Here is a 19,111-nt window from a genome sequence, read left to right as displayed (position 1 = left end):
GGCCGCCTCAGGTGCCCACCTGCCGAGTACGCCACAGAAGAGAGACCCCATGTCCTGGCTGTCCAGATTCAGCCTCGCGCAACGGGCCCTGATAGGGCTGATCTCGATCGTCGCGATCGTCTTCGGAGCGATCGCCATCCCGCAGCTGAAGCAGCAGCTGCTGCCCTCCATCGAACTCCCGATGGTCTCGGTCCTCGCCCCCTACCAGGGCGCGTCCCCCGATGTGGTGGAGAAGCAGGTCGTCGAACCGCTCGAGAACACCATCAAGGCCGTCGACGGCATCAAGGGCATCACCTCCACGGCGTCCGAGGGCAACGCCGTGATCATGGCCACCTTCGACTACGGGGACGAGGGCACCAAACAGCTCGTCGCCGATGTCCAGCAGGCCGTGAACCGCGCCCGGATCCAGCTCCCGGACACCGTCGACCCGCAGGTCGTCGCCGGTTCGACGGACGACATCCCGACCGTCGTCCTCGCCGTGACCTCCGACAAGGACCAGCAGGCTCTCGCCGATCAGCTGGAGCGGACGGTCGTCCCGGCGCTGGAGGACATCGACGGGGTCGGCCAGGTCTCCATCGACGGCGTCCAGGACCTCCAGGTCTCGGTCACCCCCGACGACACGAAGCTCGCGGCCGCCGGAATCACCTCCATGGCGCTCGGCGAGGCCCTGAAGTCGGGCGGCGCGACGATCCCGGCCGGCTCCTTCTCTGAGGCGGGCAAGAGCCGTACGGTCCAGGTCGGCGGCGGCTTCACCTCCCTGAAGCAGATCGAGGACCTGCGGATCGCCCCGGCGGCACCCGGCAAGGGCACGCCGGTCCGCCTCGGGGACATCGCCACCGTGAAGCAGCAGGAGTCCCAGCGGGTCTCCCTCACCCGGACGAACGGCAGGCCCAGCCTCGCCGTGATGGCCACCATGGACAACGACGGCAGTGCCGTCGCCATCTCCGAAGCGGTCAAGGACAAGCTGCCCGGGCTCCGCAAGGACCTGGGCGCCGGCGCCGAGCTCACGGTCGTCTCCGACCAGGGCCCGGCCGTCTCCAAGTCCATCTCCGGCCTCACCACGGAGGGCGCGCTCGGCCTGGTCTTCGCCGTCCTCGTCATCCTGGTGTTCCTGGCCTCGCTGCGCTCCACCCTGGTCACCGCGGTCTCCATCCCGCTGTCGGTGGTCCTCGCCCTCATCGTGCTGTGGACGAGGGACCTCTCCCTCAACATGCTGACGCTGGGCGCCCTGACGATCGCGATCGGCCGGGTCGTCGACGACTCGATCGTGGTCCTGGAGAACATCAAGCGGCACCTCGGCTACGGCGAGGAGCGCCAGGCGGCGATCCTGACCGCCGTCCGCGAGGTCGCCGGCGCGGTCACCTCCTCCACGCTGACCACCGTGGCCGTGTTCCTGCCGATCGGCCTGGTCGGCGGCATGGTGGGCGAGCTGTTCGGCTCGTTCAGCCTGACGGTGACCGCGGCCCTGTTGGCCTCGCTGCTCGTCTCGCTGACGGTCGTCCCGGTCCTCTCGTTCTGGTTCCTGCGCGCCCCCAAGGGCACCTCCGAGGACCCCGACGAGGCGCGGCGCGTCGCCGAGGAGAAGGAGAGCCGCAGCAGGCTCCAGCGGATGTACGTCCCGGTGCTCCGGTTCGCCACCCGCCGCCGCCTCACCAGCGTCGCCCTCGCGATCGTGGTGCTCGTGGGCACCTTCGGCATGGCGCCGCTGCTGAAGACGAACTTCTTCGACCAGGGCGAGCAGGAAGTCCTCTCCATCAAGCAGGAGCTCGCGGCCGGCACCAGCCTGGAGGCGGCCGACGCGGCGTCGAAGAAGGTCGAGAAGGTGCTGGCCTCGGTCGACGGGGTGAAGGACTATCAGGTCACCGTCGGCTCCTCCGGCTTCATGGCTGCCTTCGGCGGCGGTACGGGCGCCAACCAGGCCTCGTACCAGGTGACCCTGGAGGACTCGGCGTCGTACGAGAAGACCCGCGACCGCATCGACGAGGCGCTGGGCAGGCTCGACGGCATCGGCGACACGACGATCGCGGCCGGCGACGGCTTCGGCAGCCAGGACCTGAGCGTCGTGGTGAAGGCGCCGGACGCGCAGACGCTGAAGAAGGCCTCCGAAGAGGTCCGTGCCGCGGTCTCCAAGCTCGACGACGTCACCGACGTGCAGAGCGATCTGTCGCAGTCGGTGCCGCGGATCTCGGTCAGGGCCACCGCGAAGGCGGCGGAGGCCGGCTTCAACGAGGCGACCCTCGGCATGGCGGTGGCGCAGGCGGTCCGCGGCACCCCGTCGGGCAAGGCGATCCTCGACGACACCGAGCGGGACATCGTCATCACGTCGGCCCGGCCGGCGAAGACGCTGGACGAGCTGAAGGCGCTGCCCCTCGGCCCGGTGAAGCTGGGCGACATCGCCGAGGTGAAGCTGGTCCCGGGCCCGGTCTCGATGACCAGGATCGACGGCTCGCGGGCCGCGACGATCACCGCGAAGCCGACCGGGGACAACACCGGTGCGGTGAGCTCGGCGCTCCAGTCGAAGATCAGCTCGCTGGACCTGCCGGAGGGCGCCACCGCCTCCATCGGCGGTGTCTCGGAGGACCAGAGCGAGGCGTTCCTGAAGCTGGGCCTCGCGATGCTGGCGGCGATCGCGATCGTGTTCATGCTGCTGGTCGCGACCTTCAAGTCCCTGGTCCAGCCGCTGATCCTGCTGGTGTCCATCCCCTTCGCGGCGACGGGCGCGATCGGTCTGCTGATCCTGACCGGAACGGCGATGGGCGTCCCGGCGATGATCGGTCTGCTGATGCTCATCGGCATCGTGGTGACCAACGCGATCGTCCTGATCGACCTGATCAACCAGTACCGGGCCCAGGGTCTGGGCGTCGTCGAAGCGGTCGTCGAGGGCGGCCGCCACCGGCTCCGCCCGATCCTGATGACGGCCCTGGCGACGATCTTCGCGCTGCTGCCGATGGCCCTGGGCGTCACCGGCGAGGGCGGCTTCATCGCGCAGCCGCTGGCGGTGGTGGTGATCGGCGGTCTGATCACCTCGACGCTGCTGACGCTGCTGCTGGTCCCGACGCTCTACGCGATGGTCGAACTCCGCAAGGAGCGCCGCGCGAAGAAGAAGGCGGCGAAGCGGGAGCGGAAGTCGGGCGCCGCGACCCCGTCGGAGTCCCCGGAGCCGGCCAACGCCTGATCCCCCGGCGCCGGCCCGCCTTCGGGCCGGACACGTGTGAGGGGCGCTCCGCGACGGCGGGGCGCCCCTCATTCACGTACGACCGCTTCTGGCTACGGAAGCGCCAGCATCCGCTCCAGGGCCAGCTTCGCGAAGCTCTCCGTCTCCCGGTCGACCTGGATCCGGTTGACCAGGTTGCCCTCGGCCAGTGACTCCAGCGTCCACACCAGGTGCGGCAGGTCGATGCGGTTCATCGTCGAGCAGAAGCAGACCGTCTTGTCGAGGAAGACGATCTCCTTGTCGGGGTGCGCGTTCGCCACCCGGCGGACCAGGTTCAGCTCGGTGCCGATGGCCCACTTGGAGCCGGCCGGGGCCGCCTCCAGCGTCTTGATGATGTACTCCGTCGAGCCCACGTAGTCCGCGGCGGCCACGACCTCGTGCTTGCACTCGGGGTGCACCAGCACGTTGACGCCCGGGATCCGCTCCCGCACGTCGTTGACCGAGTCCAGGGAGAACCGGCCGTGCACCGAGCAGTGGCCGCGCCAGAGGATCATCTTGGCGTTGCGCAGCTCCTCGACGGTCAGACCGCCGTTGGGCTTGTGCGGGTTGTACAGCACGCAGTCCTCGAGCGACATGCCCATCTCGCGCACCGCGGTGTTCCGGCCGAGGTGCTGGTCCGGCAGGAACAGCACCTTCTCTCCCTGCTCGAAGGCCCAGTCCAGGGCCCGCTTGGCGTTCGAGGAGGTGCAGATCGTTCCGCCGTGCTTGCCGGTGAAGGCCTTGATGTCGGCGGAGGAGTTCATGTACGAGACGGGCACGACCTGCTCGGCGACGCCGGCCTCGGTCAGCACGTCCCAGCACTCGGCGACCTGCTCGGCGGTGGCCATGTCGGCCATCGAGCAGCCCGCCGCCAGGTCGGGCAGCACGACCTTCTGGTCGTCGGACGTCAGGATGTCCGCCGACTCGGCCATGAAGTGCACACCGCAGAAGACGATGTACTCGGCCTCCGGCTTGGCGGCCGCGTCCTTCGCCAGCTTGAAGGAGTCGCCGGTGACGTCCGCGAACTGGATGACCTCGTCGCGCTGGTAGTGGTGCCCCAGGACGAAGACCTTGTCCCCGAGCTTCTCCTTGGCCGCACGGGCGCGCTCCACCAGGTCCGGGTCGGACGGCGAGGGAAGGTCGCCGGGGCACTCCACGCCGCGCTCGCTCTTCGGGTCGGCCTCGCGGCCGAGAAGCAGCAGCGCGAGGGGCGACGGCTGGACATCCAGGGGCTGGGCGGTGGTCACGTCACGCACCTTTTCTTCTCTGCAGACAGGCCTTCTCGTCTATTTGACGCTATCTATCATAACTGCTTCACGTCACTTTGACGATGGCCATAGTGTCGATGTGACACATCACCTCTCCACGGACCGGTGCTTGCCCAGGGCGGGGTGTGCGAGCATGAAAGGGAAACGCAAGCCTCGGCTTGGAATGAATCCGCGGCCCCGCCGGTTGCAACCGTCGGCAAGCAGTCTCCGTACAACCCGGGAGAGAAGCAGATGTCCGTATCGGACGAGAAGACCACTGTCAGCGACGGCATCCTCCTGTCTGACGCCGCCGCGGCCAAGGTCAAGGCCCTGCTCGACCAGGAAGGCCGCGACGACCTGGCACTGCGTGTCGCCGTTCAGCCCGGCGGCTGCTCCGGCCTTCGTTACCAGCTGTTCTTCGACGAGCGTTCGCTCGACGGTGACGTCGTGAAGGACTTCGACGGCGTCAAGGTCGTCACCGACCGCATGAGCGCCCCGTACCTGGGCGGCGCCTCGATCGACTTCGTCGACACGATCGAGAAGCAGGGCTTCACGATCGACAACCCGAACGCCACGGGCTCCTGCGCCTGCGGCGACTCGTTCAGCTAAGCGGCGACGCGTCGGCGGCGGCCCCCGGTCCACCGGGGGCCGCCGCTTTCGTGCGTCCGGACAGGTGCCGCGCGGGCTCAGCCCACCTGCGGGACCCGTGAGCCGCTCGCCGCGTCCACGACCTGCCGGCCGCCCAGCGGCTCCTTGAGCGTGACCGTCTTCGTCACCTCCACCGCCATCGCGATACAGGCCCGGTCGTGCTTGAGGGGCGTCTCCGTGATGGTCAGCGAGACCCGCGCCGCGCTTTCGTCCGCCCGGACGGCGTAGTTACTGCACACACCGCCCCAGAAGGTGACGGAGAGCGTCCGGCCCTCCACGGAGTACGACTGGATCTGCCGCGGCGGCGCCGCGTCGTCGGACGGCACCGGGACCGGTGTCGGGGTCGGCGTGGGCCTCGGCGACAGATACCGCGGCGCCACGGCGGTCTGCGCCACCGTGAAGGGCCGGGCCCCGGCCTTCGGCTCCACCTCGAACAGCCAGGACGGCACGAGCGCCTGCCGGCCGTCCACCAGCTGCGCGGCCAGACCGAAGACCGCCTTGGTGACCGTCATCTCCTGAGGCGCGATCCGGTCGGGCGCCACCTGGCACGGCGCCGCCGGGGTGGTCGGCGCCGCGAGGCCGGCCGTTCCGGACAGACCCGCGGGCTTCTCGTCCTGCGCCGCCGGGGGATCCGTGGCGCAGCCGCCGATGTCGCCCGGGCCCGCTCCCCGTGCCGCCTCGTTCAGCTGCTTCAGCGCCTCGGCAGCGCCGATCACCGGATAGACATCGCCCTTGACCGGCTTCTCCAGCCGGCCGCTTCCACCCACCAGCCGGCCGTCGGGACCGACATGGACACCCGTCGACCAGCCGTAGGTCGGCAGCCCGCCGACGACCGGATCGGCGTTCACCACCCGGACCGCGCCCATCACCTGGCTCGCGTCCAGCTCGGCGTCCGGCTGCCCCACCGCCTTCAGTACCCCGGCCGCGGCCTTCTTCGCCGCCTCCTCGCTCACCGGCGTACCGCCCGTGCCCGGCGTCGTACCGCCACCGCACGGCTTGCCCTTCAGGCAGTTGTCGTCGCGGGGCCCACCGTCGTACTGAGTGAACGACCATGTCCCGGGCGCTTCCGCCCGGACCTCCAGCAGGGGCCCGAAACCGTCCTTCGGCGGGGCGATCTTCCACACCGGGCCCTCCAGCCGCGGCGTGCCCCCCACTCCGAGGGCCTTCGCCAGGCGCGCCACCTCGTCCTGGGTGACCCGGCCCTTCGCCCGGTGGACGGGGGCCGACTCCGGGCCGGCCGGCAGCTTGCCCTTGGCCCGGTAGACCGTCCCGGACGGATCCGGCTCACCCGGCGCGATACCGGGCCCCGGCCCGTCACCCGACCCGTCGAGACGCAGTGGCGGGGGAGTGCGCCCCGCGTCGGCCGCGCCGGGCCGGTCGTCCGTACGGCCACCGTCGGACGCGGCCGTCGTGAAATACACCCCGCCGCCCCCGGCGAGCAGGACCGCCGCGGTCACCGAGGCGACCACGAGCGGCGACCACCTCCGCCGCGGCTTCTCCGGCGTGGACTGCGTGGGCTCCGTACCGCTCACCGCATCGCTCCTTCATCTGTCGTGTTCCCTTGACGGGAGACACCGATGGGACGGAACGCGGCAGCGCACGGTTCCCCGCGTGCGCCGTCAGGGGTTCATCAGGGGCTCGATCAGCCGGGCCGACGCGGGCGGCACGACGACGCCATGGATCAGCGAGGGAGGCACCGGCGCGGGGGAGCCCACCGCCGGCACAGCCCAGTGGCGCACCATGCGCGCGCTGTCCCCGCACAGCTGCGCGAGAGTGATCTCGGTCTCCTGCTGCTCACGAAGAGCGGTGTGCTTCGCCATAGCCGCACCGTACGCACGCCGGGCCCACGGAAAAAAGGCCTACTCTGGGGTAGTTTCCGCACTTCAGGCGGGCCTTTCGGCCAGGTAGCCTCAATTGGCAACTCCCGCCGTCACTCACCGCCTCCCTTGCAGGAGCGCCGCGCGCGCTCCTTTTCAATTCCACAGGAGCGCCTCGCCGATGCGTATCGCAGTCACCGGCTCCATCGCCACCGACCACCTCATGACCTTCCCGGGCCGGTTCGCGGACCAGCTCGTCGCGGACCAGCTGCACACGGTCTCGCTCTCGTTCCTCGTCGACAACCTCGACGTACGCAGGGGAGGCGTCGGCGCCAACATCTGCTTCGGCATGGGGCAGCTCGGCGCCCGTCCGATCCTCGTCGGCGCGGCCGGCTCGGACTTCGACGAGTACCGCGCCTGGCTCGACCGCCACGGTGTCGACACCGGCTCGGTCCGCATCTCCGAGGTGCTGCACACCGCGCGCTTCGTCTGCACCACCGACGCCGACCACAATCAGATCGGCTCCTTCTACACCGGCGCGATGAGCGAGGCCCGGCAGATCGAGCTGAAGGCCGTCGCCGACCGCGTCGGCGGCCTCGACCTGGTCCTGATCGGCGCGGACGACCCCGAGGCGATGCTGCGCCACACCGAGGAGTGCAAGGCCCGCGCGATCCCCTTCGCGGCCGACTTCTCGCAGCAGATCGCCCGGATGAACGGCGACGAGATCCGCACCCTCCTGGAGGGCGCGACCTACCTCTTCTCCAACGAGTACGAGAAGGGCCTCATCGAGTCCAAGACCGGCTGGACCGACGAGGAGATCCTGGGGAAGGTCGGCCACCGGGTCACCACGCTGGGATCACGCGGCGTCCGCATCGAGCGTCTCGGCGAGGACCCGATCGAGGTCGGCTGCCCGGAGGAGGAGCGCAAGGTCGAGCCCACCGGCGTCGGCGACGCCTTCCGGGCGGGATTCCTCTCCGGCCTCTCCTGGGGCGTCGGCCTGGAGCGCGCGGCCCAGGTGGGCTGCATGCTCGCCACGCTGGTGATCGAGACGCTCGGCACGCAGGAGTACACCCTGCGCCGCGCCAACTTCATGGAGCGCTTCACCAAGGCGTACGGCGACGTGGCCGCTTCCGAGGTCCAGAAGCACATCCCGTAGTCCGGCGGCGCGCCCGCGCCGTCACGCGACCCGGCGGACCACGTACGCGACACCGCGGTCCGCCGGCCGCTCGCCGACGTACTCCTGCCCGCGCATCTCGCACCACGCGGGGATGTCCAGCCGGGCCGCCTCGTCGTCCGAGAGGACCGTGACGGTCCCGCCGACGGGTACGTCCCCGATCACCTTGGCCAGCTCGATCACCGGGATGGGGCAGCGCCTGCCGAGCGCGTCCACGACGAGGCTGCCGGCGACGGGGGAGCCGCCCGGGGCGTCGGCCGTTCGAGGGGCGCCGGCGGTGGCCGGGGCGGAAGCGGCGGAGGCCGGCACGCCCAGGTTCTGGCGTACGCCCGCCACCACCCCCGGCAGGACCTCCAGGAAACGGTCCACATCGCCGGCCGCGGTCCCCGGCGGCAGGGACACCCGCACGTTCCCCTCGGACAGCACCCCCATCGCCCGCAGCACATGGCTCGGCGTCAGTGTGGAACTCGTACACGACGAACCGGATGAAACGGAGAAACCCTCCCGGTCCAGCTCGTGCAGCAGCGTCTCCCCGTCGACATAGAGACACGAGAAGGTGACGAGGTGCGGGAGCCGGCGCCGGGGATCGCCGACCACCTCGACATCCGGCACCAGCTCCGGCACCCGGGTACGGATCAGGTCCACCAGCGCCCGCAGCCGGACGCCCTCCTCCACCGCCTCGGCGCGCACCGCCCGCAGCGAAGCCGCCGCCGCCACGATCGCCGGGATGTTCTCGAAGCCGGCCGCCCGCCCCGACTCCCGCTCGTCCGCCGGGCCTTGGACGGCGAACCGCACTCCCTTGCGCACCGCGAGCAGCCCCACGCCCGCAGGGCCTCCCCATTTGTGGGCACTTGCCGCCAGCAGCGACCAATCACCTTCCACCGGGCCCCAGGCGAGCGACTGCGCCGCGTCCACGAGAAGCGGGACGCCCGCCGCCCGGCACGCCTCGGCGACCCGCGCCACCGGCTGCTCGGTACCCACCTCGTGGTTGGCGGACTGGAGGCAGGCCAGGGCGGTGTCCTCGCGCAGCGCCGCCGCGTACCCGGCCGGGTCCACCGCCCCCTCCCGGCTCACCGGCACCTCGGTCACCGTCCCGCCGGCCAGCTCGTGATCGGCGGCGGCGTGCAGGACGGAGGAGTGCTCCACGGCGGACACCACCAGATGGTCCCCGACACGCCGACGCCCCGCGAGGGCTCCGGAGATCCCCGAGTGAACCGCGCGCGTCCCCGAAGGAGTGAAGACGAGTTCGTCGGGACGGCACCCCACGGCCTCGGCGGCGGCCTCCCGGGCGGCGTCCAGCAACAGCCGGGCGCGCCGCCCCTCGCGGTAGAGCCGGGCCGGGTCGGCCCAGCCCTCGTCGAGCGCGGCCTGCAGGGCCTGGCGGGCCACGGGGTGCAGCGGAGCGGCGGAAGCGGCATCGAAATAGGGCACGTGTCCACGCTAACCCCCGCCCTGGAGGGGCCGTCAGATGGGCGCGTCCGAGGGCCGGTCGGTCCCCCCTCGGAGCCCTGCGGAACCATGGAGTCCACCCCTTCGGGGAGTCGGGCGGCGCGTTGGGCACCCTCCCCGCGCGACCCCAAATAGCGTCCAGTAGGGTTTGGTCCGCATAAACATCCAAACCCCTGCCCGCGGCCAGGGCGGCGACCGACCAGCGAGACGGCCGTAGCCGACCAGCGCGGGCGAGACTCTCGGGAAGGCGCTACGTGAGTCCCAACGGCTCCGACCGCTCGTCGCGGCGCCCGATGCGGCGGAAGCTGCCGCAGGTGCTGACTGCGGGCCTGATCCTGGCTACCGCCTCCGGTTGCTCGTACAACTGGGAAGATTTCCCCCGCCTCGGAATGCCCACCCCAGTGACGGAAGAGGCTCCTCGGATCCTCTCCCTCTGGCAGGGCTCGTGGGCGGCTGCGCTCGCCACGGGCGTGCTGGTCTGGGGTCTCATCCTCTGGGCGGTCATCTTCCACCGGCGCAGCCGTACCAAGGTCGAGGTTCCGCCTCAGACCCGGTACAACATGCCCATCGAGGCGCTGTACACGGTGACGCCGCTCATCATCGTCTCGGTGCTCTTCTACTTCACCGCGCGTGATGAGTCGAAGCTCCTTTCGCTCTCCGACAAGCCGGCCCACACCGTGAACGTGGTCGGCTACCAGTGGAGCTGGGGCTTCAACTACGTCGAGAACGTCCCCGGCTCCACGGGTGACGCGACGAAGGACAAGAACCTCAAGGCCATCCCGGACAGGTTCCAGCAGGACTTCCCGGCGAACGCCGGCGGTGTCTACGACGCCGGTATCCCCGGCACGCGGAACCCGCAGAACGGCAACCCGGGTCCGACCCTGTGGCTGCCCAAGGGAGAGAAGGTCCGGTTCGTCCTGACCTCTCGTGACGTCATCCACTCCTTCTGGGTGGTCCCCTTCCTGATGAAGCAGGACGTCATCCCGGGTCACACCAACTCCTTCGAGGTGACCCCGACGCGCGAGGGCACCTTCATGGGCAAGTGCGCCGAGCTCTGCGGCGTCGACCACTCCCGGATGCTCTTCAACGTCAAGGTGGTCTCCCCGGAGCGCTACCAGCAGCACCTGAAGGAGCTGGCCGAGAAGGGGCAGACCGGCTACATCCCGTCGGGCATTGAGCAGACGGACCCGGCCAGGAATGCGGAGACGAACAAACTGTGAGCATCCTCAACGAACCCCAGGGTGCCGCCGCGGCTGAAGACTCTTACGAGAACGAGCTGCCGGTACGGCGCAAGCAGCCGGGCAATGTGGTGGTGACGTGGCTGACCACCACCGACCACAAGACCATCGGCACGATGTACCTGGTCACCTCGTTCGTGTTCTTCTGCATCGGCGGTCTCATGGCGCTCTTCATGCGCGCCGAGCTGGCCCGTCCGGGTACGCAGATCATGTCGAACGAGCAGTTCAACCAGGCGTTCACGATGCACGGCACGATCATGCTGCTGATGTTCGCGACGCCGCTGTTCGCCGGATTCGCGAACTGGATCATGCCGCTGCAGATCGGCGCGCCCGACGTGGCGTTCCCGCGGCTGAACATGTTCGCGTACTGGCTGTACCTCTTCGGCTCGATCATCGCGGTGGCCGGCTTCCTCACCCCGCAGGGTGCGGCCGACTTCGGCTGGTTCGCCTACTCCCCGCTGTCGGACGCCGTCCGCTCGCCGGGTGTCGGCGCCGACATGTGGATCATGGGTCTGGCCTTCTCCGGCTTCGGCACGATCCTCGGCTCGGTCAACTTCATCACCACGATCATCTGCATGCGCGCTCCCGGCATGACGATGTTCCGGATGCCGATCTTCACCTGGAACGTGCTGCTGACCGGTGTGCTGGTCCTGCTCGCCTTCCCGGTGCTGGCGGCCGCGCTGTTCGCCCTGGAGGCGGACCGCAAGTTCGGTGCGCATGTCTTCGACGCCAGTAACGGCGGCGCGTTGCTGTGGCAACACCTCTTCTGGTTCTTCGGACACCCAGAGGTGTACATCATCGCCTTGCCGTTCTTCGGAATCGTCTCCGAAGTCATCCCGGTGTTCAGCCGCAAGCCGATGTTCGGTTACATCGGTCTGGTGGCCGCGACCATCGGTATCGCCGGCCTGTCCGTGACCGTGTGGGCCCACCACATGTACGTCACCGGCGGTGTGCTCCTGCCGTTCTTCTCCTTCATGACGTTCCTCATCGCCGTACCGACCGGCGTGAAGTTCTTCAACTGGATCGGCACGATGTGGAAGGGCTCGCTGTCCTTCGAGACACCGATGCTCTGGACCATCGGCTTCCTGGTCACCTTCACCTTCGGTGGTCTGACCGGTGTCATCCTGGCCTCGCCCCCGATGGACTTCCACGTCTCCGACTCGTACTTCGTCGTCGCGCACTTCCACTACGTCGTCTTCGGCACCGTGGTCTTCGCGATGTTCGCCGGATTCCACTTCTGGTGGCCGAAGTTCACGGGCAAGATGCTGGACGAGCGCCTCGGCAAGATCACCTTCTGGACGCTGTTCATCGGCTTCCACGGCACGTTCCTGGTGCAGCACTGGCTGGGTGCGGAAGGCATGCCGCGCCGGTACGCGGACTACCTCGACGCCGACGGCTTCACCGCGCTGAACACCATCTCCACGATCAGCTCGTTCCTGCTGGGCCTGTCGATCCTGCCCTTCCTGTACAACGTCTGGAAGACGGCGAAGTACGGCAAGAAGATCGAGATCGACGACCCGTGGGGCTACGGCCGCTCGCTGGAGTGGGCGACGTCCTGCCCGCCGCCGCGGCACAACTTCCTCACGCTGCCGCGGATCCGTTCCGAATCCCCGGCGTTCGACCTGCACCACCCGGAGATCGCCGCTCTCGACCAGCTCGAGCACGCCGGCCACGGTGCCAGTGCCCTCGCTGGTGACAAGGAGGCCGGCAAGTGAAGATCCAGGGCAAGATGTTCATCTGGCTGAGCGTCTTCATCCTCGCCATGGCGATTCTCTATGGCGTGTGGTCGAAGGAGCCGGCCGGTACGACGGCGCTCTTCCTGGCCTTCGGCCTGAGCATCATGATCGGCTACTACCTGGCCTTCACGGCCCGGCGAGTGGACGCCATGGCTCAGGACAACAAGGAGGCCGATGTCGCGGACGAGGCCGGTGAGCTGGGCTTCTTCGCCCCGCACAGCTGGCAGCCGCTGTCGCTGGCCATCGGTGGCGCGCTCGCCTTCCTGGGCATCGCCATGGGCTGGTGGCTGGTGTACTTCTCCGCGCCGCTGATCCTCGTCGGCCTGTTCGGCTGGGTCTTCGAGTTCTACCGCGGTGAGAACCAGAACCAGTAGCGGACGCAGTACCGAGAAGGACCCGGGCCACCCCCCTCCAGGGGGTGGCCCGGGTCCTTCGTTTGCAGTCACTCCGCGCGCTGGAACGGGCGAATCTTCATACCGTGAGCTCATGAACCACACGCCGCGCATCCGCACCGTTCTCAGCTGCACCCTGCTGGTCGTCGCCGTGGGCGCGAGTGCCACGGCGTGCGGTGATTCGGACAAGAACCCCCTCTCGGCGCCGCCGTACGACGCCGGGCAGCAGGTCGTCGTCAACACGCCCGCCGGCAGTGCCAAGGCGGACCCGGACAAGCCCCTGGAGGTGACCGCCAAGGGCAAGGAGGGCCGCATCACGGACGTGACGGCCGTGGACGAGGCGGGCCACCGGGTGGCCGGCGAACTCTCCGCCGACGGCAGTCGCTGGCGTTCCACCGCCCCGCTCGCGGCCGGCGCCCACTACACACTGAAGGTCCTGACCGAGGACGAGGAGGGCGCTCCCGGCGCCCGTACGCTCACGTTCGCGACGTCACCGGCCAAGCGGGTCCTCAAAGTCGCATTCGGCCCGCAGGCGGGCACATATGGCGTCGGGCAGCCCATCACGGCGGAGCTCAGCCTTCCGGTCAAGGACAAGGCGGCCCGCGCGGCGATCGAGCGGTCCCTGAAGGTGCGTTCCACACCCGCCGTCGAGGGCGCCTGGCACTGGGCGGACGACAAGAAGCTGCACTTCCGCCCCAAGGACTACTGGCCCACCGGAGCGACGGTCACCGCGACCAGCAATCTCGGCGGCGTGAAGGTGGCGAACAAGCTCTACGGATCCGCCACCAAGCCCCTGAAGCTCACGATCGGCGACCGGCTCGAAGCCATCACGGACGCGGCGAGTCACCAGATGACGGTGCTGCGCAACGGAGAAGTGATCAATACCATTCCGATCACCACCGGGAAGCCGGGCTTTTCCACCCGCAACGGCATCAAAGTGGTCCTCGGCAAGGAGCGGTACGTCCGGATGCGCAGCACCACGGTGGGCATCTCCGCGGGCAGCAGCGAGTCCTACGACCTGCCCGTCTACTGGGCCACCCGGGTCACCTGGAGCGGTGAGTACGTCCACGCCGCGCCGTGGTCCGTCGGTGCCCAGGGCTACGCCAACGTGAGCCACGGCTGCACCGGCATGTCCACCAGCAACGCCGCCTGGTTCTTCGAGAACGTCCGCGAGGGTGACATCGTCAAGGTCATCAACAGCTACGGCGCCGAGATGGACCCGTTCGGCAACGGCTACGGCGACTGGAACCTGAACTGGGACAAGTGGCGCAAGGGCAGCGCCCTGCTGGCGGGCACCCGCGACGGCAGCAGCCCCACCGACCAGGCGAGGCTGCGGCCCGCGGTCTAGCGTCAGGCCCGGACGGCCGGCCGGGTGCGCAGCAGGGCCGCCAGAGCGGCCGCGAACTCGACCGGTTCGACGGGGAGGGTCACCGCGGCGTCCGCACGGCTCCAGGTCGCCAGCCAGGCGTCCTGGGGGCGCCCCATCAGCAGCAGCACGGGGGGACAGTGGAAGATCTCGTCCTTGATCTGCCGGCACACGCCCATACCGCCCGCGGGCACGGCCTCGCCGTCCAGCACGCAGACGTCGATGCCGCCGCCGTCCAGCTGCTCCAGAACCGCCGGGAGTGTCGCGCACTCGATGAACTCGACCGGGGGAACATCGGCAGCGGGCCTTCGCCCGGCGGCCATCCGCACCTGCGCACGGGTGTTCGCGTCGTCGCTGTAGACCAGAACCGTGGCGCTCGACTGCATCGTTCCTCCGTGAAGGTCATCAACCGATGGGCCGGATGCTACTCCGTCCCACGGCGTGTCAACACCGGTTCGGACACCGCTTCGATGGGCCGTTCGGGCTGGACACACCCCCCTGACACTCCGAACGGTACCCCCCGGAGTGAGGGCGGGATAAGCGACCGACATAATGTCGGTCGTGGCGACAGCAACGACAGTAGAAACCGGGCACGCGCACCCGTCGGTCAATCGACCGAACCTCACCAGCGTCGGAACCATCATCTGGCTGAGTTCCGAGCTGATGTTCTTCGCGGCCCTCTTCGCGATGTACTTCACCCTGCGATCGGTGACGGGTGCCGAGTTCTGGGCAGAAAAGGCCTCGGCCTTGAACTTCCCGTTCTCGGCTACCAACACCACGATCCTGGTGCTCTCCTCACTCACCTGCCAGCTCGGCGTCTTCGCCGCGGAGCGGGGCGACGTGAAGAAGCTGAGGGCGTGGTTCGTGATCACATTCGTGATGGGTGCGATCTTCATCGGCGGCCAGGTCTTCGAGTACACCGAGCTGGTCAAGCACGAGGGCCTTTCGCTCTCGTCGGACCCGTACGGCTCGGTGTTCTACCTGACGACCGGCTTCCACGGCCTGCACGTGACGGGCGGTCTCATCGCCTTCCTGCTGGTCCTCGGCAGGACGTACGCGGCCAAGAGATTCACTCACGAGCAGGCAACCGCCGCCATCGTCGTGTCCTACTACTGGCACTTCGTCGATGTCGTCTGGATCGGCCTCTTCGCCACGATCTACATGATCAAGTAGTCGGACCCGAAGTCCGGCACATCCAGCAAGCATCGACGCAGAAGATCCTGACACCGGGGTAATCCGTGAAAAAGCTCTCCGCACGACGACGCCATCCGCTGGCGGCGGTCGTCGTCCTACTCCTCGCGCTGGCGGCCACCGGGGGGCTGTACGCCGCGTTCGCACCTGCGGGCACGGCGAAGGCCGACGAGACCGCCCAGTCCCTTGCCATCGAGGAGGGCAAGAAGCTCTACTCCGTCGGCTGCGGCAGCTGCCACGGAGTCAGCGGTCAGGGGACCACTGACGGCCCGAGCCTGGTCGGCGTCGGCTCCGCAGCCGTGGACTTCCAGGTCGGCACCGGCCGCATGCCGGCGCAGCAGCCGGGCGCCCAGGTGCCGAAGAAGAAGGTCATCTACACGCAGGCCGAGATCGATCAGCTCGCCGCGTACGTCGCCTCTCTCGGCGCCGGCCCGATCACGCCGACCGAGGGGCAGTACAGCCCCGACGGCGCGGACATCGCCAAGGGTGGCGACCTGTTCCGCTCCAACTGCGCCCAGTGCCACAACTTCACCGGTGAGGGCGGCGCGCTGACGCACGGCAAGTACGCCCCGAGCCTCGAAGGCGTGAGCCCGAAGCACCTCTACGAGGCCATGCAGACCGGCCCGCAGAACATGCCCTCCTTCCCGGACACGACCATGCCGGAGAAGGAGAAGAAGGACATCATCGCGTACGTCAAGGCCGTCAACGGCGAGCAGTCCAAGAACCCCGGCGGTCTGACGCTGGGTGGTCTCGGACCGGTCCCCGAGGGCCTGTTCGCCTGGATCTTCGGGCTGGGCGCACTGATCGCAGTTGCCATTTGGGTCGCGGCCCACACCGCTAAGGCCAAGAAGTCATGAGTACCCAAGAGATTCCAGAAGAGAACCTGCCCGCTGAGCAGGAGACCGCGCACGGCGCGGTGAAGGTCGCGGACGACCCGTTCGCGGACCCGGGCCTCCCGGCCCACAAGCCGCGCATACAGGACATCGACGAGCGGGCCGCCAAGCGGTCCGAGCGAGCGGTCGCCTTCATGTTCACGCTGTCGATGCTGGCCACCGTCGGCTTCATCGCCTCGTACGTGATCTTCCCGGTCGACCAGATCGTGTACATCTGGCCGTTCGGCCGGGTGAGCGCGCTCAACTTCGCGCTGGGATGGACCCTCGGACTCGCTCTCTTCTTCATCGGCGCGGGCGCGGTCCACTGGGCCCGCACCCTGATGTCCGACGTGGAGATGTCCGACGATCGTCACCCGATCGCCGCGTCGCCCGAGGTCAAGGCCAAGGTCATGGCCGACTTCGCGGCCGGTGCCACCGAGTCCGCGCTGGGTCGGCGCAAGCTGATCCGCAACACGATGTTCGGTGCGCTGGCGCTGGTGCCGCTCTCCGGTGTGGTGCTGCTGCGCGACATGGGTCCGCTGCCGGAGGAGAAGCTCCGCAAGACCCTGTGGGCCAAGGGCAAGCAGCTCATCAACATGAACACGCATGAGCCGCTGCGTCCCGAGGACGTCGCCGTCGGTTCGCTGACGTTCGCGATGCCCGAGGGCCTCTCGGAGCACGACCACAGCTTCCAGAACGAGATCGCCAAGGCCGCCCTGATGATCGTCCGGCTTCAGCCGGAGGACATCAAGGACAAGCGCGAGCTCGACTGGTCGCACCAGGGCATCGTCGCCTTCTCGAAGATCTGCACCCACGTGGGCTGCCCGATCTCGCTGTACGAGCAGCAGACGCACCACGTGCTCTGCCCGTGCCACCAGTCCACCTTCGACCTGTCCGACGGCGCCCGCGTCATCTTCGGCCCGGCCGGCCACGCGCTGCCGCAGCTGCGGATCGGCGTGAACGACAAGGGCTTCCTCGAGGCGCTCGGCGACTTCGAAGAGCCCGTCGGCCCTGCCTTCTGGGAGCGCGGATGAGCACCGTGAACGAATCAAGCAACAAGAAGGCACCCGCGGGCGAGCGGGTCGCCGACTGGGCCGACGGACGGCTGGGCATCTACAGCCTCGCCAAGGCCAACATGCGCAAGATCTTCCCGGACCACTGGTCCTTCATGCTCGGTGAGATCGCGCTGTACAGCTTCCTCGTCATCATCCTCACGGGTGTGTATCTGACGCTGTTCTTCCACCCGTCGATGAACGAGGTGGAGTACCACGGCAGCTACATCCCGCTGCAGGGTCAGCTGATGTCCGAGGCGTTCAACTCGACGATGCACATCAGCTTCGACGTCCGCGGTGGTCTGCTCATCCGGCAGATCCACCACTGGGCGGCGCTGATCTTCCTCGCCGCGATGTTCGTGCACATGATGCGCGTCTTCTTCACGGGCGCGTTCCGCAAGCCGCGTGAGATCAACTGGCTGTTCGGCTTCCTGCTGTTCTTCCTGGGCATGTTCACCGGCTTCACCGGTTACTCGCTCCCGGACGACCTGCTCTCCGGCACCGGTGTCCGGTTCACGCAGGGCGCGATCCTGTCCATGCCGATCGTGGGCACCTACATCTCGATGTTCCTCTTCGGGGGAGAGTTCCCCGGTGGCGACTTCGTGGGCCGGTTCTACTCGGCGCACATCCTGCTGCTGCCGGGCCTCATGCTCGGTCTGGTGGTCGCCCACCTCATCCTGGTGTTCGTCCACAAGCACACGCACTTCCAGGGCCCGGGCCGTACGAACAAGAACGTCGTCGGCATGCCGCTGATGCCGGTCTACATGGCCAAGGCCGGAGGCTTCTTCTTCCTGGTCTTCGGTGTCATCGCGGTCATCGCGGCCATCGCGCAGATCAACCCGATCTGGGCCATGGGTCCGTACCGTCCGGACCAGGTGTCCACCGGCGCCCAGCCCGACTGGTACATGGGCTTCGCCGAGGGTCTGATCCGCTTCATGCCGGGCTGGGAGATCAACCTCTGGGGCCACACGCTCGTCCTGGGCGTGATGATCCCGCTGGTGCTCTTCCCGCTGGTGCTGGGCGCGATGGGGGTCTACCCGTTCATCGAGTCCTGGATCACGGGTGACAAGCGCGAGCACCACATCGCCCAGCGCCCGCGCAACGCGCCGACCCGCACCGCGTTCGGTGTCGCGTGGATCGCGGCGTACATGATCATGCTGATCGGTGGTGGAAACGACCTCTGGGCCACCCACCTCCATCTGTCGATCAACTCGATCACCTGGTTCGTCCGGATCTTCTTCATCGCCGGGCCGGTCATCGCGTTCATCGTCACCAAGCGGATCTGCCTGGGTCTGCAGCGGCGTGACCACGACAAGGTGCTGCACGGACGCGAGTCCGGCATCATCAAGCGGCTGCCGCACGGCGAGTTCGTGGAGGTCCACGAGCCGCTCAGCGAGGGCGACCGGTACAAGCTCACCGCGCACGAGCAGTACGCGCCCGCCGAGCTCGGCCCGACGGTCGACGAGAACGGTGTGGAGCGCAAGATCTCGCGCACGGAGAAGCTGCGGGTCAAGCTCAACAAGAGCTACTACGGCGAGGACAGTCAGATCGCCAAGCCCACCGCCGAGGAGTACCAGGAGATCACCAGCGGCCACGGCCACCACTGATCACCTTCCCCCTGGGGCTTCGCCCCGGGGGGACCCCCAAAGGTCGCCACGGCAGGAGCCCCGTCCATTCGCTGGACGGGGCTCTTTGCCGTCCCCCGCGCTCGATAGGGTGGAGACACCCTTATCCGT

At 68.5% G+C, this 19,111-nt stretch carries 16 protein-coding genes; 11 read left to right on the top strand and 5 right to left on the bottom strand.

All coding sequences use genetic code 11. From position 1 onward, the window contains the following. Positions 1-49: 49 nt before the first annotated feature. Positions 50-3,175, top strand: a complete 3,126-nt coding sequence (locus ACZ7J0_RS05635; protein ID WP_470884334.1) for an efflux RND transporter permease subunit — start codon at positions 50-52, stop codon at positions 3,173-3,175. A 92-nt stretch (positions 3,176-3,267) separates the two neighbouring features. Here the strand turns inward: ACZ7J0_RS05635 and nadA are convergent, their stop codons facing one another. Next, positions 3,268-4,449, bottom strand: coding sequence for a quinolinate synthase NadA (gene nadA / locus ACZ7J0_RS05630; RefSeq protein ID WP_470884332.1), 1,182 nt, complete (start codon positions 4,447-4,449; stop codon positions 3,268-3,270). Between the two features lie 243 nt (positions 4,450-4,692). On the opposite strand from nadA, the gene ACZ7J0_RS05625 reads away from it, so the two are divergent. After that, a complete protein-coding gene (locus tag ACZ7J0_RS05625; protein WP_018848827.1) occupies positions 4,693-5,049 on the top strand; it encodes a HesB/IscA family protein in 357 nt (118 codons plus the stop codon). A 77-nt stretch (positions 5,050-5,126) separates the two neighbouring features. On the opposite strand, the gene ACZ7J0_RS05620 is transcribed toward ACZ7J0_RS05625, so the two are convergent. Continuing rightward, positions 5,127-6,620 (bottom strand): hypothetical protein, encoded by a 1,494-nt coding sequence (locus ACZ7J0_RS05620; protein ID WP_470884330.1) that lies wholly within the window; start codon positions 6,618-6,620, stop codon positions 5,127-5,129. Positions 6,621-6,707: 87 nt separating this feature from the next. Further along, positions 6,708-6,908, bottom strand: coding sequence for a hypothetical protein (locus ACZ7J0_RS05615; protein ID WP_470884328.1), 201 nt, complete (start codon positions 6,906-6,908; stop codon positions 6,708-6,710). A gap of 178 nt (positions 6,909-7,086) precedes the next feature. Here ACZ7J0_RS05615 and ACZ7J0_RS05610 point away from each other — a divergent pair, with 178 nt between their 5' ends. Then, positions 7,087-8,061 (top strand): carbohydrate kinase family protein, encoded by a 975-nt coding sequence (locus tag ACZ7J0_RS05610; protein WP_470884326.1) that lies wholly within the window; start codon positions 7,087-7,089, stop codon positions 8,059-8,061. A gap of 21 nt (positions 8,062-8,082) precedes the next feature. Here the strand turns inward: ACZ7J0_RS05610 and ACZ7J0_RS05605 are convergent, their stop codons facing one another. Continuing rightward, positions 8,083-9,510 carry an aminotransferase class V-fold PLP-dependent enzyme gene (locus tag ACZ7J0_RS05605; protein ID WP_470884324.1) on the bottom strand — a complete coding sequence of 476 codons (1,428 nt, stop codon included), beginning with the start codon at positions 9,508-9,510 and terminating at the stop codon, positions 8,083-8,085. A gap of 272 nt (positions 9,511-9,782) precedes the next feature. Here ACZ7J0_RS05605 and ctaC point away from each other — a divergent pair, with 272 nt between their 5' ends. From ctaC to ACZ7J0_RS05585, 4 genes are all read left to right on the top strand, one after another. Further along, positions 9,783-10,748: an aa3-type cytochrome oxidase subunit II gene (gene ctaC / locus ACZ7J0_RS05600; RefSeq protein ID WP_470884322.1), complete on the top strand. Its 966-nt coding sequence runs from the start codon at positions 9,783-9,785 to the stop codon at positions 10,746-10,748. Then, entirely contained in the window at positions 10,745-12,481 is a 1,737-nt protein-coding gene (gene ctaD, locus ACZ7J0_RS05595; RefSeq protein ID WP_470884321.1) for an aa3-type cytochrome oxidase subunit I, read from the top strand. The genes ctaC and ctaD overlap by 4 nt, the downstream gene beginning before the upstream one ends. Beyond that, positions 12,478-12,876 (top strand): cytochrome c oxidase subunit 4, encoded by a 399-nt coding sequence (locus ACZ7J0_RS05590; protein WP_470884319.1) that lies wholly within the window; start codon positions 12,478-12,480, stop codon positions 12,874-12,876. The genes ctaD and ACZ7J0_RS05590 overlap by 4 nt, the downstream gene beginning before the upstream one ends. A gap of 112 nt (positions 12,877-12,988) precedes the next feature. Then, positions 12,989-14,242 carry a L,D-transpeptidase gene (locus ACZ7J0_RS05585; protein ID WP_470884317.1) on the top strand — a complete coding sequence of 418 codons (1,254 nt, stop codon included), beginning with the start codon at positions 12,989-12,991 and terminating at the stop codon, positions 14,240-14,242. Between the two features lie 2 nt (positions 14,243-14,244). Here the strand turns inward: ACZ7J0_RS05585 and ACZ7J0_RS05580 are convergent, their stop codons facing one another. Next, positions 14,245-14,646, bottom strand: coding sequence for a hypothetical protein (locus ACZ7J0_RS05580; RefSeq protein WP_470884315.1), 402 nt, complete (start codon positions 14,644-14,646; stop codon positions 14,245-14,247). A 166-nt stretch (positions 14,647-14,812) separates the two neighbouring features. On the opposite strand from ACZ7J0_RS05580, the gene ctaE reads away from it, so the two are divergent. From ctaE to qcrB, 4 genes are all read left to right on the top strand, one after another. Further along, positions 14,813-15,433 carry an aa3-type cytochrome oxidase subunit III gene (gene ctaE, locus ACZ7J0_RS05575; RefSeq protein ID WP_468705068.1) on the top strand — a complete coding sequence of 207 codons (621 nt, stop codon included), beginning with the start codon at positions 14,813-14,815 and terminating at the stop codon, positions 15,431-15,433. Between the two features lie 65 nt (positions 15,434-15,498). Beyond that, positions 15,499-16,308, top strand: coding sequence for a cytochrome bc1 complex diheme cytochrome c subunit (qcrC, locus tag ACZ7J0_RS05570; protein WP_470884312.1), 810 nt, complete (start codon positions 15,499-15,501; stop codon positions 16,306-16,308). Then, positions 16,305-17,357 (top strand): cytochrome bc1 complex Rieske iron-sulfur subunit, encoded by a 1,053-nt coding sequence (gene qcrA, locus ACZ7J0_RS05565; protein WP_470884310.1) that lies wholly within the window; start codon positions 16,305-16,307, stop codon positions 17,355-17,357. The genes qcrC and qcrA overlap by 4 nt, the downstream gene beginning before the upstream one ends. After that, positions 17,354-18,982, top strand: coding sequence for a cytochrome bc1 complex cytochrome b subunit (gene qcrB, locus ACZ7J0_RS05560; RefSeq protein ID WP_470884308.1), 1,629 nt, complete (start codon positions 17,354-17,356; stop codon positions 18,980-18,982). Before qcrA ends, qcrB begins: the two co-directional genes overlap by 4 nt. The last annotated feature ends 129 nt before the right edge of the window (positions 18,983-19,111 follow it).

The sequence above is a fragment of the Streptomyces sp. NPDC038280 genome (assembly GCF_055600045.1).
The sequence above is the reverse complement of the archived record's forward strand: the minus strand, read 5'-3'. Positions and strand labels throughout refer to the sequence as shown.

What these genes read in the sequence shown, in the direction of transcription:
- qcrA (WP_470884310.1), top strand. Translation starts at nt 16,305, where the DNA reads ATGAGTACCCAAGAGATTCCAGAAGAGAACCTGCCCGCTGAGCAGGAG.
- ctaE (WP_468705068.1), top strand. Translation starts at nt 14,813, where the DNA reads ATGTCGGTCGTGGCGACAGCAACGACAGTAGAAACCGGGCACGCGCAC.
- ACZ7J0_RS05625 (WP_018848827.1), top strand. Translation starts at nt 4,693, where the DNA reads ATGTCCGTATCGGACGAGAAGACCACTGTCAGCGACGGCATCCTCCTG.
- ACZ7J0_RS05635 (WP_470884334.1), top strand. Translation starts at nt 50, where the DNA reads ATGTCCTGGCTGTCCAGATTCAGCCTCGCGCAACGGGCCCTGATAGGG.
- ACZ7J0_RS05580 (WP_470884315.1), bottom strand. Translation starts at nt 14,646, where the DNA reads ATGCAGTCGAGCGCCACGGTTCTGGTCTACAGCGACGACGCGAACACC.
- ACZ7J0_RS05615 (WP_470884328.1), bottom strand. Translation starts at nt 6,908, where the DNA reads ATGGCGAAGCACACCGCTCTTCGTGAGCAGCAGGAGACCGAGATCACT.
- ACZ7J0_RS05585 (WP_470884317.1), top strand. Translation starts at nt 12,989, where the DNA reads ATGAACCACACGCCGCGCATCCGCACCGTTCTCAGCTGCACCCTGCTG.
- qcrB (WP_470884308.1), top strand. Translation starts at nt 17,354, where the DNA reads ATGAGCACCGTGAACGAATCAAGCAACAAGAAGGCACCCGCGGGCGAG.
- ACZ7J0_RS05610 (WP_470884326.1), top strand. Translation starts at nt 7,087, where the DNA reads ATGCGTATCGCAGTCACCGGCTCCATCGCCACCGACCACCTCATGACC.